Source organism: Bradyrhizobium sp. MI1.4 (genome assembly GCF_055811315.1).
In genome coordinates this window covers 76,373-91,390 of sequence record NZ_JBVVPP010000003.1, presented here as the reverse complement: position 1 = coordinate 91,390, position 15,018 = coordinate 76,373, and the positions used below count along the sequence as shown (strand labels likewise).

Here is a 15,018-nt window from a genome sequence, read left to right as displayed (position 1 = left end):
TCGCGCGTCCTCCTCCACTCCCTCCCAAATGAATGCCATGACCGAACAAACCCTGACGGAGCCGATCGCCGAGCGGCAAGCGCCATCCCGAGGCTTTTCGCGCTACCAGGCGATCCTCGTTGCGCTGCTGGCGCTGGTCCAGTTCACGATCATCATCGATTTCATGATCATGTCGCCGCTCGGCGCCATCATGATGCCGGCGCTCGATATTTCGGCCGCTCAGTTCGGCGTGGCGGTCTCGGCCTATGCGTTCAGCGCGGGGATTTCCGGTATCCTGGCGGCCGGCTTTGCCGACCGGTTTGATCGCAAGCGGCTGCTGTTGTTCTTCTACGCCGGCTTCACCCTTGGCACGATGCTGTGCGCGATCGCGCCCAACTATCATCTGTTGCTGCTGGGGCGGATCGTGACCGGCCTGTTCGGCGGCGTGATCGGCTCGGTCGTGCTCGCCATCGTCACCGATTTGTTCACGCTGCAATTGCGCGGCCGCGTCATGGGTTTCGTGCAAACCGCCTTCGCTGCAAGCCAGGTGCTGGGCATCCCGGCCGGTCTTTTCCTCGCCAACCAGTGGAACTGGCACGTCGCGTTCGGCGCGCTGGTCGGACTGTCGGTGATCGGGATGACCGCAGTGATGCTCCTGATGAAGCCGGTGAACGGCCATCTCGGGCTGAAGCAGGATCGAAATCCGTTCCGGCATCTGATCGCCACGGTCTCGCAGCCGCGTTATTGGATGGCGTTTTCGGTAACGACCCTGCTGGCGACCGGCGGCTACATGCTGATGCCGTTCGGCAGCGCCTACACGGTGCACAATCTCGGCATCGACATCGTGCATCTGCCGACGATCTATCTCGTCTCCGGCCTGTTCAGCATTGTCATCGGCCCGCTGGTGGGACGCGCGAGCGATGCCTTCGGCAAATACCCCACCTTCGTCTTCGGCAGCGCCATGTCCATCGTGATGGTGCTGATCTACACCCATCTCGGCGAGGTGAGCCTGACGGTCGCGATCCTGGTCAACGTCCTGATGTTCGTCGGCATCTTCTCCCGCATGATTCCTTCGCAGGCGTTGATTTCGGCAATCCCCGAGCCGGCGCAACGCGGCTCCTTCAGCGCGGTCGGCGCGTCGCTGCAACAGCTCTCCGGCGGGCTCGGCTCCGTGCTCGCCGCCGCACTCATCGCGCAGGACGCCGACGGTACGCTCCGGCATTTCGACCGGCTGGGATACGTCGTCGTGACGACGGCGGTGATTTCCCTGATCCTGATGTACTTTGTACAGAGGCCCATCGCGGCCCAGGCCGGCAAACGCGTTGTTTAGCGCGTCGATTCCGACACCCTGGATTTGCGAATGCGCTCCTACCGCTTGGTCCAATCGATGATGCGACTTGTGTCGCCGTCGAACTCGTTGCTGCAGAACGCGCCGCCCTGATAGTGATCGCCGACCGGATCGGGCTTCAGCTTGGCCTGCTCGGCCATCGCATGTGCCACATGATCCTCGGAGCGCCCCGTCGGACGGTAACCGAACTCGTAGGCGCGGTGGTTGTCCCACCAGGCACGCTCGTTCAGGGACACGCCGTAGAAGATCTCGAAATGAATGTCGGGATGCTCGAGCCCGATCCGGCAGAGCTGCACCAGATCTTCCGGCTTCAGCCAGATCGAGATCCGGCGATGGTCCAGCGGCACGTCGCCGAAATTGCCAATGCGAAGGCAAGTCACCTTCAGGCCATGCTTGTCAGCATAGAGCGCGCCGACCGCTTCGCCGAATACCTTGCTGACGCCATAGCGGCCATCGGGGCGCGGGGTCACGTCGGTGCCGATCTTGTGGTGGCGGGGATAGAATCCGACGGCATGGTTCGAGGAGGCGAACACCACACGCTTGACGCCCTTGCGATACGCGGCCTCGAACAGATTGTAGCCGCCGATGATGTTGGCCTGGAGGATGTCGTTCCAGGGACCTTCGACCGAATAGCCGCCGAAATGGATGATGCCGTCGACGCCCTCGCAGATCGCCTCGCACTGCGCCAGGTCAGAGAGGTCCGCCGCCTTGAATTGTTCGTTGGGGCCGAGATCGGCGGGCGGGCGGATGTCGCTGAGCAACAGGTCCGGATAGATCGGCGGCAACAGTTTTCGCAGACGCGTTCCTATCCCGCCCGAAGCTCCCGTCATCAAGATGCGCGCCATGTCTTTCCTCGCCTTTGGCAACCAATTTGCGGTCACATGTCTCTAATGATAGCAGGATTGTCCAGAGGGAACGAAACGAGAGAACCGACATGAATGAGGCATCGTCCCATCCCCAGGAGCGGCCAGGCTGGCGGCCGGCGAGCTACTATCCCGATCCGGCGATAAAGGCACTCGATCCCCGCTTCGAAAAATACTGGCTGAAACTCTCGGCGGTGGAGCGGCTGACGACCGGCCTGCGCTGGGCCGAGGGTCCGGTGTGGTTCGGCGACGGGCGCTATCTCCTGTGCAGCGACATTCCGAACCAGCGCATCGTCAAATGGGAAGAGGAGACCGGCGCGGTCTCGGTGTTCCGCAAGCCCTCCAATTTCGCCAACGGCCACACCAGGGATCGCCAGGGTCGGCTCGTCACATGCGAGCATGGCGGGCGACGCGTCACCCGCACCGAATATGACGGCAGCATCACCGTGCTGATGGACTCGTTCGGCGGCAAGAAGCTCAACTCGCCGAACGACGTCGTGGTGAAGTCCGACGGCGCGGTTTGGTTCACCGATCCCACTTTCGGCCTACTCGGCAATTACGAGGGCTACAAGGCCGAGCCCGAGATCGAGCCGAACGTCTACAGGCTCGATCCCGCGACCGGCAAGGCGACCATCGTTGCCGAAGGCGTGCTCGGGCCCAACGGGCTGTGCTTCTCGCCGGACGAGACAATCCTCTACGTCGTGGAATCACGCGGCGTGCCGAACCGGAAAATCCTCGCCTATGACGTCTCGCCTGACGGCGCCACCATCTCCAACAAGCGCGTCCACATCGACGCCGGCCCGGGCACGCCTGATGGCATGCGCTGCGACATCGACGGCAATCTCTGGTGCGGCTGGGGCATGGGCGATCCCGAGCTCGACGGCGTCGTGGTGTTCGCGCCCGACGGCGTCATGATCGGCCGCATCGCGCTGCCCGAACGCTGCGCCAATCTCTGCTTCGGCGGCGTCAAGCGCAACCGCCTGTTCATGGCCGCGAGCCAGTCGATCTACGCATTGTATGTGAACACGCAGGGCGCGGTCGGGGGATAGTTTTTCCTCCGTCACGCCTCTCGTCATTGCGAGCGGAGCGAAGCAATCCAGAATCTTTCCGCGGAGGCAGCCTGGATTGCTTCGTCGCTTCGCTCCTCGCAATGACGAAAGATAGAACAAAAACGCCGGAGCGGTTTCCCGCTCCGGCGTCATGTTCACCCAGGCAGTAACGCCTACGCCGCGTTGAAGCCGGCGACGGCCTTCACTTCGAGGAAGTCCTCGAGGCCATATTTGCCCCACTCGCGGCCGTTGCCGGATTGCTTGTAGCCGCCGAACGGCGCGGAGCGGTCGTTGGGTACGCCCTGCAGGTTGACGTTGCCGGCGCGGATCTGACGGCCGACGCGCTTGGCGTCCTCGACGGAAGCGCCCGTGACGTAGCCGGCAAGCCCATAGGGCGTGTCGTTGGCGATGTGCACGGCCTCGGCTTCGTCCTTGGCGCCGATGATCGTCAGCACCGGTCCGAAGATTTCTTCGCGGGCGATGGTCATGTCGGGGGTGACGTCGGCAAAGATGGTGGGACGGACATAGAAGCCCTTGTTAACGCCTTCGGGCAGGCCCGGACCGCCGGCGACGAGCGTTGCGCCCTCGTCGATGCCCTTCTTGATCAGACCCTGGATCTTGTCCCACTGGCCGCGGTTGACCACGGGACCGATGGTGGTGCCTTCGGCGCGCGGATCGCCTGCCTTGGTCTTGTCGGCGACAGCCTTCGCGATCGCGGCGACTTCCTTCATCTTCGAGGCCGGCACGATCATGCGCGAGGGCGCGTTGCAGGACTGGCCGGAGTTGTTGAACATGTGCATCACGCCGCCCGTCACCGCCTTCGTGAGGTCGGCGCCTTCGAGGATGACGTTCGGTGACTTGCCGCCAAGCTCCTGGCTGACGCGCTTCACGGTCGGTGCCGCACGCTTGGCCACGTCGATGCCGGCGCGGGTCGAGCCGGTGAACGAGATCATGTCGATGTCGGGGTGCTCGCTCATTGCGGCGCCAACCTCGGGGCCGAGACCGTTGACGAGGTTGAACACGCCCTTCGGCACGCCGGCTTCATGGAGGATTTCCGCAAAGATCAAGGCCGAGGTCGGGGTGAACTCCGACGGCTTCAGGATCATGGTGCAGCCGGCGGCGAGCGCGGGCGCGACCTTGCAGGCGATCTGATTGAGCGGCCAGTTCCAGGGCGTGATCATGCCGACCACGCCGACCGGCTCGCGTAGCACCATGGCGGTGCCGACCGGTTCCTCGAAATGATAGTTCTTGAGCACGTCGAGCGTGGTCATGAGGTGGCCAAGGCCGGCGCCGGCCTGCAGCTTTTCGGCCATCGGCAGCGGCGCACCCATCTCGTCCGAGACGGCGGCACCGATCTCCTTGAGGCGGCCCTTGTAGATCTCGATGACCTTGGTGAGCAGCGCGACGCGCTCGTCACGGCTGGTCTGAGAGAACGTCACGAACGCGCGCTTGGCGGCGGCGACGGCTTTGTCAACGTCGGCCTTGGAGCCCAGCGCAACCTCGTACATCGCTTCTTCCGTCGCCGGATTGACCACGGCGGTGGACTTCTTGACGGCGGGATCGACCCAGGCGCCGTCGATGTAGAATTGCATGCGATTGACCATAGTGAACCTCTTCTTGGGGGCTTGGAGGGGGCGTTTCGGCAGGCATCCTTGCACGAAAGCGCCGGCAATTGAACCCGCCATATGCGGGGCCAGCATTGCGGCGGACCGAGGTTATATGAGCCGATGGCGGAGGGGTGGCAAGGTCTCGATTGCCGTCGTCCTGGCCCAGTGCGCAATTGCGCACGGGGGCCAGGACCACGACGGAGAACTACACCGCCATCTTCCGATGCAACACCGGCGCGCCGGTGGTGAGGCTTTCGGCCGCATCGATGATGGCGTTGGCGTCAATGCCGTGGTGGCGGTAGAGGTCTGCGATGGTGCCGGTCTGGCCGAACTGCTCGACGCCGAGCGCCTCGACGCGATGGCCGCGGATGCTGCCGAGCCAGCCGAGCGCCGCCGGATGGCCGTCGATCACCGTCACGATGCCGCAGTCGCGCGGCAGCGGTGCGAGCAGTTTTTCGATGTGGCTGAGATGCTGCACGCCGCGCCGATCACGGCGCAACTTCCGTGCGGCCGTCCATCCCGCATGCAGACGATCCGCGGACGTGATCGCGAGCAGGCCGATGTCGCGCCGGCTCTCGCCAATGAAGCCGGTCGCTTCGATCGCTTCTGGCGCCACGGCGCCGGTATAGGCGATGACGGCTTCGGCATTGGGCCCCGGCTTGCGCAACCAATACGCGCCGTCGGTGATGCCCTGTGCAAGCTCGGGCGTCATGATCCGCTGCGCCTGCTCGATCGAGCGCGTCGAGAGCCGCAGATAGACCGAGCCGCCCTCACCCGGATCGCGCTGCATGTGATTGAAGCCCCACCCCATGATCACGGCGAGCTCGTCGACAAAGGCCGGCTCGAACGAGGCAAGGCCATCCTGCGCCATGCCGATCAAAGGGGTTGCGATCGACTGATGCGCGCCGCCTTCGGGCGCGAGCGTGATACCTGAGGGGGTCGCCGCCACCATGAAGCGCGCATCCTGGTAACAGGCATAGTTCAGCGCATCGAGACCGCGCTCGATGAAGGGATCGTAGAGCGTGCCGACCGGCAGCAGCCGCTCGCCGTTGATCTGGTGCGACAGGCCGAGCGCCGAGAGCATGATGAACAGGTTCATCTCGGCGATGCCGAGTTCGAGATGCTGGCCCTTGGGCGAGAAGTCCCAGTTGAAGGTGGATGGAATTTTCTCGCTGCGGAATAAGTCCGCCTTCTCGCCGCGCGCAAACAGGCCGCGCCGGTTCACCCACGGACCGAGATTGGTCGAGACGGTGACGTCAGGCGATGTCGTCACGATGCGCTTGGCGAGCTCGCTGTCGCCGCGCGCGATCTCGTTCAGCACCAGCCCAAAACCCTGCTGGGTCGACATCTGCGGCGCCGGCTTGAAGGCAAGCTGCGACGGCACCTCGATAACAGGCGCGGTGAGCCGGCGGCCGTCCTGGTTGAACGGCACGCCCGCGAGGAAGGCGTCGAGCTCGGCGGCACTTTGCGCGAGACCCTCGTATCTGTCCCATTCGTGTCCGGGCCGGATGTTCTGGCTGTCGCGATATTTCTCCATCTGCGCGACCGTCATTAGGCCGGCATGATTGTCCTTGTGGCCCTGGAACGGCAGGCCGACGCCCTTGATGGTGTAGGCGATGAAGCAGACCGGGCGGTCGTGGTCGATGGATTCGAAGGCGTCCAGCATGCTCGCCATGTCATGGCCGCCGAGGTTCGACATCAGCGCCAGCAGCTCGTCGTCGCTGCGCCTGTCGATCAGCTTGGTGATGGGGCCCTGATCGCCGATCTCGTCGTGCAAATGCTTGCGGAACGCCGCGCCGCCCTGAAAACACAATGCGGCGTAGAGTGCGTTCGGACAATTGTCGATCCAGCGCTTCAGCGCCTCGCCGCCAGCTTCCGCAAAGGCCTCGCGCATCAGGCGGCCATATTTCACGATCACCACGTCCCAGCCGAAATTGCGGAACACGGTCTCGAACTTCTCCCAGAGGCCTTCGCGGACGACGGCGTCGAGCGACTGCCTGTTGTAGTCGACCACCCACCAGGTGTTGCGCAGGCCGTGCTTCCAGCCCTCCGCCAGCGCCTCGAAGATGTTGCCCTCGTCCATCTCGGCATCGCCGACCAGAGCGATCATCCGCCCTTCGCGGCGATCCTTCATCCAGCCATGTGCCTTGACGTAGTCCTGCACCAGCGAGGCGAACAGCGTCTGCGCCACGCCAAGGCCGACCGAGCCGGTGGAGAAATCGACGTCGTCGACGTCCTTGGTGCGCGAGGGATAGGACTGCGCGCCTTTGAAGCCACGAAAATTCTCCAGCTTCTCGCGGCTCTGCCGGCCGAACAGATACTGGATGGCGTGGAACACCGGGCTCGCATGCGGCTTCACCGCGACGCGATCTTCGGGCTTCAGCACGTGGAAATACAGCGCCGACATGATGGTGGCGAGCGAGGCCGACGAGGCCTGATGTCCCCCGACTTTCAGGCCGTCCGCATTCGGGCGGATGTGGTTGGCGTGATGGATGGTCCATGACGACAGCCACAGCGTCTTGCGGGCCAGCGCGGTCAAGGTGTCGAGGCGGGCGGTATCAACGGGCATGGCAATGCTCCCGGAAAACAGGTGCCCGATGATACCCCTGCAGGAAGCGCCAAACTTCTCAATTTTTCGCGCAATACCAGCCAATATTGGGATAGCTTACCAATCAGCCGACAAAAACGACAGGTCCATCCCAATGCCTGACCTCGACGCCATCGACCGAAAAATCCTCGCTCTGCTCCAGAACGACAGCCGACTGACCATGCAGGAACTGGCCGACAAGGTCGGGCTGTCGGTGTCGCCCTGTCATCGCCGGGTCAAGCTGCTCGAGGAACGCGGCGTCATCTCGCGCTACATCGCGACCGTGGACCAGAAGGCGCTGGGGCTGCATGTCAGCGTCTTCATCTCGATCAAGCTGGCCCGGCAGAAGGAGGAGGACCTCAACCGCTTCGCGCGCGCGATCTCGAAATGGGACGAGGTGCTGGAATGCTATCTGATGACCGGCAATCGCGACTATCTCTTGCGCGTGGTCGCCGCCGACCTCGCCTCCTACGAGACTTTCCTGAAGACCAAGCTGACCCGGCTCGACGGCATCGCCTCGATCGAGTCCAGCTTTGCGCTCAGCCAGGTGAAATATTCGATCGCGCTGCCGGTGTAAGGCATCACCGCCACGGCTGCACGATGATCTTGGTGTGAGCCTCAGGGTTGGCGAGATCTGCGAAAGCCTTTGCGACACCGTCGATGCCGACTTCCGCCGTCACCATTGCCGCCGCATCCACCTGCCCCTCCGCGATCAGGCGCAGTGACGCCGCGAATTCGTCCGGCGTGTAGCCGAGCACATACTGGACGTTGAGCTCCTTCATGATGCCGAGCATGGGCTCGCTCCTGTCGGTCTCCATGCAGACGCCGACCACGACGATCCTCGCATCGCGCGGAGCGCCCTCGAACACCTGCTGCAAGAGACCGGGCACGCCAACGCATTCGAAGATGATCGCGGGTTTGAGGGCGGGCAGCATCGCCTGCAACGGCGGCCGCGCGGCCTTCTCCGCCTCCGACATCTGCGCATGCTCGGCCCAGGTCAGATAGGGCTGCGACACCCGTGGATCCACGACGACATCGGCGCCGAGCTTTGCCGCAAGCGCGCGCCGCGCCGGCGAATAGTCGGCGGCGACGATCGGATGCAGGCCCTTGAGCTTCAGCGCCGCAATCACCGCGAGCCCGACCGGGCCGCAGCCGATCACGAGCGGCACTTCGCCGCCTCGGATGTTGGCCTTGGCGACCGCGTGAACGCCGACCGCGAGCGGTTCGGTGAGCGCGGCATGCTCCGGCGCGAGACCGTTGGGCACCTCGAGCAGCAGCGCTTCGCTCAGCAGCATCGCCTCGGCATAGCCGCCAATATTGTCGTTGGAGTAACCGATGCCTTCGATGCCCTGCGGCGTTACGAGGGCTGGCAGCGAGCAGACGCGCGTGCACGACTTGAGCTTGCGCACGGTCCCCGGGCCGAAGTCGACGATCTCGCAGCAGAACTCGTGGCCGAACACGACGTCGCGGGCGAGATCCATCGGCTTGCGGCCGGTCTTTCGCGCCATCTCCACCATGCGGTGGGCGTGCTGGCGCGCGTGCAGATCGGAGCCGCAGATGCCGCAGGCGAGCGTCTTGACCAGCACCTGGCCGGGGCCGGGCTTTGGCTCGGCCATCCGGTCGACGACAATCTCACCGTTCCTGAAAATCGCAGCGCGCATCCGGCTCCTCCCGTGGTGTTGGAGCCATTGATAGCACGAAGCGGACGCGCGAACTTGCGTCAGGGGTTCGGGGAACGCTCTTCCAGGATCAGGAGCTGGGCGCGGCGGATGCGCTCGCGATGGGCGATGTAGAGGCCGCTGGCGACGATGAAGGCCGCACCGGTGACGGTCCAGACATCAGGCACTTCGCCGAACAGGAAGAAGCCGAGAATGCTGACCCACAGCAACTGGGTGTACGAGAACGGCGCCAGCACCGAGGCATCGCCGTAGCGATAGGCCAGGACGATGATCCACTGGCCGACGGTGGACGCGACGCCGATCACGATGCCAAGCCCGATCGCGGTCCAGGTCGGCGTGACCCAGACGAACGGTACCATCAGGGAGAGGATCGCAACGCCCGTCAGCGCCGAATAGGCCATCGTGGTGAGGACGGCTTCACGCCCGCTCATCATGCGCGTCAGGATCAGCGCCGCGGCCCAGCAGAACGCCGAGACGATCGGGAAGAAGGCGGCGGCGTGAAACGCGCTGGAGCCCGGGCGCAGGATGATCAGCACGCCGGTCAGGCCGATCGCGGTCGCGATCCAACGGCGCATGCCGACCTTCTCGCTCAGGAAGACGATCGAGAGCGCGGTGACGAACAGCGGCGAGACGAAGCCGGTCGCGGACGCTTCTGCGATCGGCAGGAAGCTCAGGCCGGTGATGAAGAACAGCGAAGAGCCGAGCAATGCCGCGCCGCGCATCAACTGCAGGCCGAGGCGCTCGGTGCGCATCGCATGGAGCGGCGAGCCCGGCAGCATCACCGGCGTGAACATCAGCGCAAACGTCACGAAGCGGATCCAGGTGATCTCGATCGACGGCAGGCTCGACGACAGATATTTCGCGGTAACATCGGAGCAGCCGAGAAAGATCGTCGACAGCAGCACCAGCGCGATGCCTTTGAACGGGTGATCGACGCGCGCCGGCGCCCGTCGCGCCTGCGGCTTCTTTTCCGGCATGGGCATGGGAATACTGTCGAGCCTTGCGGCTGCGGCGGGCGGCGGGGTCACGGCTGGAACCTAGGAATGCGAATCGGGAATGATCGTAAAAAACGATAATTGCGCCGCTTTCACAACTTCCGAAAACAGGATGCCGATATGCGCTCACGTCCGCGCACGTCAAGACCCCATTAATAACGGGCGTTTGTGCACTACAGCATGGGCAGGCCGCGCGGCTTCGGACCGCGCGGAAACGCCGCATCGAGCGCCGCGATCTCGTCTTTCGTCAGCACCAGATCGCCGGCCGCAGCATTGTCGCCGGCATGTTCCGCGGACGACGCCTTCGGGATCGCGAACACCGTAGTTGCACGGGTGAGGAAGCTCAGTGCGACCTGGCGCGGCGTCGCGCGACGCGCCTCCGCGATGCGCGCCAGCACCGCGCCGCCCTTGCTGTTGCTCGCAGGGAAATCATCGTGGCCGAATGGCGAATAGGCGACCACAGCGACACCATGCCGTTCGCACCACGGGATCACCGCGTGCTCGATCGCGCGTTCCTTCAGATGATAGAGCACCTGATTGCAGGCGATGCGGTGTTCGCCGGCGGCGTCGAGGATCTCGTCGAGATCATCGGCATCGAAATTGGAGACGCCCCAGGATTTGATCTTGCCGGCCTTCACCAGTTCCTCGAATGCGGCGACGGTGTCCTCCAGCGGATACGAGCCGCGCCAATGCAGCAGATAGCAGTCGAGCCGATCGGTTTTCAGCCGCTTCAGCGAGCGCTCACAGGCAGTGATGGTTCCGCGGCGCGAGGCGTTGCTCGGCAGCACCTTTGACACCAAGAAAACCTCGTCGCGTCGGCCCGCGATCGCATCCGCAATGACGAGTTCGGCATCGCCATACATCTCGGCGGTATCGATGTGGGTCATGCCTAGATCGAGCCCGCGCTGAAGCGCCGCGATCGCGCGCTTGCGATCGCCATGGTCGAGATACCAGGTGCCCTGCCCGATGACGGAGACGCTGGCACCCGTTTTGCCGAAGGGTTTCGTGTTCATATTTGCTCCGATACCACTCGTTCGCTGAGGCAACCGCCGTCGCGCTCAAGAGTTCAATCCGCCGATGTCAGCGACCAATACGCTACCGGTTGCGGACTCCGTGATGTAGAGCCGATCCTTCTTCGCGCCACCAATCGCGACATTGGTGCAGTTCGGCCCTGCACACGATTTCACCCGCGCAATCAATTCGCCGTTGGGCGCGAACACGAAGACATGGCCGAGTGAGGCGTGACCGACGAACAGGCGGCCCTTGGCATCCATTGTCATGCCATCAGGGCCACTGGTGCCGAACAGCGAGCAGAAGCGGCCAACCTTCGACACGCTGCCGTCCTTCATGAACGGCAGCCGCCACACCGCGTTGTCGCGCGTCATTGCGACGAACAGCACGGTCTCGGTTGGATCGAGCACCAGGCCATTCGGGCTGATACCAGTGTCGATCAGGCAATCGAGCCGGCCGCTTTGCGTCAGGCGATAGACGCGGCCGCTGGGGTCATGCAGGCCGGTCTGTCCCTGGTCGGTGAAATAGATGTCGCCGTTGGACGCGAGATGCAGATCGTTGCAGCCCCGGAAAGACTCCGAGTTGCGCGAGGTCAGCACCGGCGCAATGCGCCCTGCCCTGGCGTCGAACTCCATGATGCCGTGCCTGTAGTCGGCGACCAGGATGCGGCCGTCGGCCGCGATCTTCAGCCCGTTCGGCCAGCCCTCATATTCAATCGCCAGCGACCACTCGCCGTCAGGCGCAATGCGGAAGATGCGGCCGAAGGGAATGTCGACGATGTAGAGATTGGCATCCTTGTCGAACGACGGCCCTTCGATGAAGGAATCCGTCGGCACACCGGGCCGGTTGGCATCGGCCCAATCGGTGCGCTCGCCCTTGCGGCGGAATTTGTCGGGCATGGCGGAAAAGAGCCTGGTCTCGATCAGGCGCGGCGGCGTTTCCAGGTACATCATTGTTGTTTTTGCGTGTTGAGGGCGAGAGCGCGGCACCATAGGGCACAATGAGGCGTGCGTCGATTGGGCCGAAGCATAGCGCCCCGCCCTCGCTGTCATTCCCCGCGAAAGCAGGGAATCCAGTACGCAGTGGCCTTAGCGCTTGATCACAGGCGTCTCGGCGTACTGGATCGCCCGGTCAAGCCGGGCGATGACGGCGGAGTATGCGCGACGACCGAGAAAGTCGCCCCTACCCCGCCGCGCCCGCGTGCTTGGCATGCTTCGCCGGCGCAATTTCGGTCGTCGCGATCAGGCGCTTCAGCTCGGGGATGCAGGAGCCGCAATTGGTGCCGGCCTTGAGCTTTGCGCCGATCTCGGCGGCTGTGCGCGCGCCTGCGGCGATGGTGTCGCAGATGGTGCCGCGGCCGACGCCGAAGCAGGCACAGACGACAGGACCGGTCGAAGCCGCGCCCTCGCTCGACTTGCCGGACAGCAGCATGCGCCGCTGCTCATCGGTGACGTGGTCGGCCACGAACAGGCTCTTCACCACCTCCCAGTCCCCGGCATCATGCGCGGGGCCGACGAACAGGCAGGTTTCGATGCGGTCGCCGGCAAACGAGGCCGCGCGATAAACGCCGCCGCCGAGGTCGCGATAGTCGGCGACGTCCTCGCCGGCAACGCCACCGAGCCAGGCCGGCCAGCGCGACAGGTCCGCATTGTCGGCGAAGAGGTAGCCGAAGCCGCCGGTAACAGTGACGCGGGTCCACATCAGGTTCGGTGGCAGCTCCAGCTGCTTGCGCGACAACGCAAAGCCGCGGAAGACGTATTCATAAGGCGAAATCGCCGCCGGTGTCGCCTTCGACTCCGGCTGCCCCGAGAACGGATCGGTGAACGGTGCGACCAGCGCCCCGACGCGACCGTGCGAGGCGTTCATCGCACTCCAGTGGATCGGCGCGAACAGCGTGCCGCGCTGCTGGTGGTCGCTGACGACGACCTTGAGGGTGCACTGGCCGTAGTCGGTGGTGATGCGGGCATAGCCGTCATGAACGACGTTGTATCTGCCGGCGTCATCGGGATGAATCTCGACGAACGGCTCGGGCAGATGCGCGCCGAGCCGCGGGCTGAGGCCCGTGCGCGTCATGGTGTGCCACTGGTCGCGGATGCGCCCGGTGTTGAGCCGCAGCGGCCGCGACGGCCCGGTCTCGCCGCGCAGCGCCGGCACCTCCGGCGCGACGAAGCGGCCCTTGCCGTCATTGGTGAAGAACCCGCCGGCCGCGAAGAAGCGCTCGCCGGGCGCCTGGCCTTCGCGCGCGGGCCACTGCACGGGCTTCAACGCGTCGAAGCCCTCGTCGGACAGCGAGGTCAGCGCGCCGATATCGAAGTCGCGGCTGCCATCGTTCTCGAACGCCGAGAGCGCGGCGTGCTCGCGAAAGATGTCGGCTGCGGATTTGTAATTAAAACTGTCGCCGAAGCCGAGGCGTTTTGCGGTTTCGCTCAGGATCCACCAGTCCGGCCGCGCCTCGCCGGGCGCCGGCAGGAACGAACGCTGGCGCGAGATCCGGCGCTCGGAATTGGTCACGGTGCCCGACTTCTCGCCCCAGGCGAGCGCGGGCAGCAGCACGTGCGGGCCAGCATCGACCGTGTCGTTGGAGAGCACGTTCTCGGAGACCACGAACAGCTCGAGCTTCTTCAGCGCCTCGCGCACGAAGTCCGCGTCGGGCAGCGACACTGCGGGGTTGGTGCCCATCACCCACAGCGCCTTGACCTCGCCGCGGTTGATGGCTTCGAACAGCTGCACCGCCTTCAACCCTTCATGGGTCGCGATACGCGGCGCCTTCCAGAACCGCCGCACGCGATCGATGTCCGGCGGCGTGAAGTTCATGTGTGCGGCGAGCTGGTTGGCGAGGCCGCCGACCTCGCGGCCGCCCATCGCGTTGGGCTGGCCGGTGAGCGAGAACGGCGAGGCACCGGGCTTGCCGATGCGCCCCGTGGCGAGATGGCAGTTCAGGATCGCGTTGACCTTGTCGGTGCCCTGCGCCGACTGATTGACACCCTGCGAGTACAGCGTGACGACGCGGGGCGTGTCACGGAACATCTTGAAGAAGGTGGCAACGTCCTGCTCGGAGAGGCCGGTCGCCAGTGCGGTCGCGGTGATGCTGCCGGCGATGCTGCGTGCGCGCGCCAGCGCGTCGTCAAAACCCGACGTGTTTTGCCCGATGTAGTCCTGATCCAGGGCCCCATTGTCGGCGAGGTGAACGAACAGGCCGGAGAACAACGCCGTGTCGGTGCCGGGCTTGAGGCCGAGGAACAGATCGACGTCGGTCGCGGTGTCGGTGCGGCGCGGATCGATCACGATCATGCGCGCGCCGCGCTCCTGCCGGTTCTTCAGCATGCGCTGGAACAGCACGGGATGGCACCAGGCGGCATTCGAGCCGACGAACACCAGAAGATCGGCCTGGTCGAGATCCTCGTAGCAGCCGGGCACGGTGTCGGCGCCGAAGGCGCGGCGGTGACCGGCGACCGATGACGACATGCAGAGCCGCGAATTGGTGTCGACGTTCGCAGTGCCGACAAAGCCCTTCATCAGCTTGTTGGCGACGTAATAGTCCTCGGTCAGCAGCTGGCCCGAGAGATAGAATGCGACCGCGTCGGCGCCGTCGCGCGCGACGATGTGCTGCATGCGGTGGGCGACGTGATCGAGCGCATCGCTCCAGGCGACGCGTTCGAGCACGCCCTTGCAGCGGATCATCGGATAGAGCAGCCGGCTTTCGAGCCCGACCGTCTCGCCGAGCGCCGAGCCCTTGGAGCACAGCCGGCCGAAATTGGCAGGATGATCGGGATCGCCCGCGATCGCCGCGCCGCCCTTGCCGTCTGGCGTCGCCAGCACGCCGCAGCCGACGCCGCAATACGGACAGGTCGTTTTGGTAGCGCGGAGCGTGGGATCGATCGCCGTCATATCGAGCCGCCT

The 15,018-nt window shown here is 64.7% G+C and carries 11 protein-coding genes; 3 read left to right on the top strand and 8 right to left on the bottom strand.

The genetic code is table 11. The features are described from left to right. Positions 1 to 37: 37 nt before the first annotated feature. Entirely contained in the window at positions 38 to 1,309 is a 1,272-nt protein-coding gene (locus tag AC0L23_RS04690) for an MFS transporter (RefSeq protein WP_085362273.1), read from the top strand. A gap of 38 nt (positions 1,310 to 1,347) precedes the next feature. On the opposite strand, the gene AC0L23_RS04685 is transcribed toward AC0L23_RS04690, so the two are convergent. Beyond that, the gene (locus AC0L23_RS04685) at positions 1,348 to 2,172 is read right to left on the bottom strand and encodes an NAD-dependent epimerase/dehydratase family protein (RefSeq protein WP_085362272.1); all 825 of its coding nucleotides are present in this window, start codon (positions 2,170 to 2,172) and stop codon (positions 1,348 to 1,350) included. Positions 2,173 to 2,261: 89 nt separating this feature from the next. Between AC0L23_RS04685 and AC0L23_RS04680 the strand changes: the two genes are divergently transcribed. Continuing rightward, complete coding sequence (locus tag AC0L23_RS04680) at positions 2,262 to 3,239, top strand: SMP-30/gluconolactonase/LRE family protein (protein ID WP_085352132.1); 978 nt, start codon at positions 2,262 to 2,264, stop codon at positions 3,237 to 3,239. A gap of 173 nt (positions 3,240 to 3,412) precedes the next feature. Here the strand turns inward: AC0L23_RS04680 and AC0L23_RS04675 are convergent, their stop codons facing one another. Then, positions 3,413 to 4,843: an aldehyde dehydrogenase family protein gene (locus AC0L23_RS04675; RefSeq protein ID WP_085352131.1), complete on the bottom strand. Its 1,431-nt coding sequence runs from the start codon at positions 4,841 to 4,843 to the stop codon at positions 3,413 to 3,415. Positions 4,844 to 5,051: 208 nt separating this feature from the next. Next, the gene (locus tag AC0L23_RS04670) at positions 5,052 to 7,415 is read right to left on the bottom strand and encodes a transketolase (RefSeq protein WP_085352130.1); all 2,364 of its coding nucleotides are present in this window, start codon (positions 7,413 to 7,415) and stop codon (positions 5,052 to 5,054) included. Between the two features lie 133 nt (positions 7,416 to 7,548). Between AC0L23_RS04670 and AC0L23_RS04665 the strand changes: the two genes are divergently transcribed. Next, positions 7,549 to 8,010 carry an Lrp/AsnC family transcriptional regulator gene (locus tag AC0L23_RS04665; RefSeq protein WP_014497003.1) on the top strand — a complete coding sequence of 154 codons (462 nt, stop codon included), beginning with the start codon at positions 7,549 to 7,551 and terminating at the stop codon, positions 8,008 to 8,010. A 4-nt stretch (positions 8,011 to 8,014) separates the two neighbouring features. Here AC0L23_RS04665 and AC0L23_RS04660 read toward each other — a convergent pair whose 3' ends face one another. From AC0L23_RS04660 to AC0L23_RS04640, 5 genes are all read right to left on the bottom strand, one after another. Beyond that, the gene (locus tag AC0L23_RS04660) at positions 8,015 to 9,094 is read right to left on the bottom strand and encodes a zinc-binding dehydrogenase (RefSeq protein WP_085362271.1); all 1,080 of its coding nucleotides are present in this window, start codon (positions 9,092 to 9,094) and stop codon (positions 8,015 to 8,017) included. A 59-nt stretch (positions 9,095 to 9,153) separates the two neighbouring features. Next, positions 9,154 to 10,095, bottom strand: coding sequence for a DMT family transporter (locus tag AC0L23_RS04655; protein WP_018457082.1), 942 nt, complete (start codon positions 10,093 to 10,095; stop codon positions 9,154 to 9,156). A 185-nt stretch (positions 10,096 to 10,280) separates the two neighbouring features. Next, positions 10,281 to 11,120: an aldo/keto reductase gene (locus AC0L23_RS04650; RefSeq protein ID WP_018457083.1), complete on the bottom strand. Its 840-nt coding sequence runs from the start codon at positions 11,118 to 11,120 to the stop codon at positions 10,281 to 10,283. A 45-nt stretch (positions 11,121 to 11,165) separates the two neighbouring features. Then, a complete protein-coding gene (locus AC0L23_RS04645) occupies positions 11,166 to 12,068 on the bottom strand; it encodes an SMP-30/gluconolactonase/LRE family protein (protein ID WP_085352126.1) in 903 nt (300 codons plus the stop codon). A gap of 232 nt (positions 12,069 to 12,300) precedes the next feature. Beyond that, on the bottom strand, positions 12,301 to 15,006 hold the full coding sequence (locus tag AC0L23_RS04640; RefSeq protein ID WP_085362270.1) for a nitrate reductase: 2,706 nt from the start codon (positions 15,004 to 15,006) through the stop codon (positions 12,301 to 12,303). Between the last annotated feature and the right edge of the window lie 12 nt (positions 15,007 to 15,018).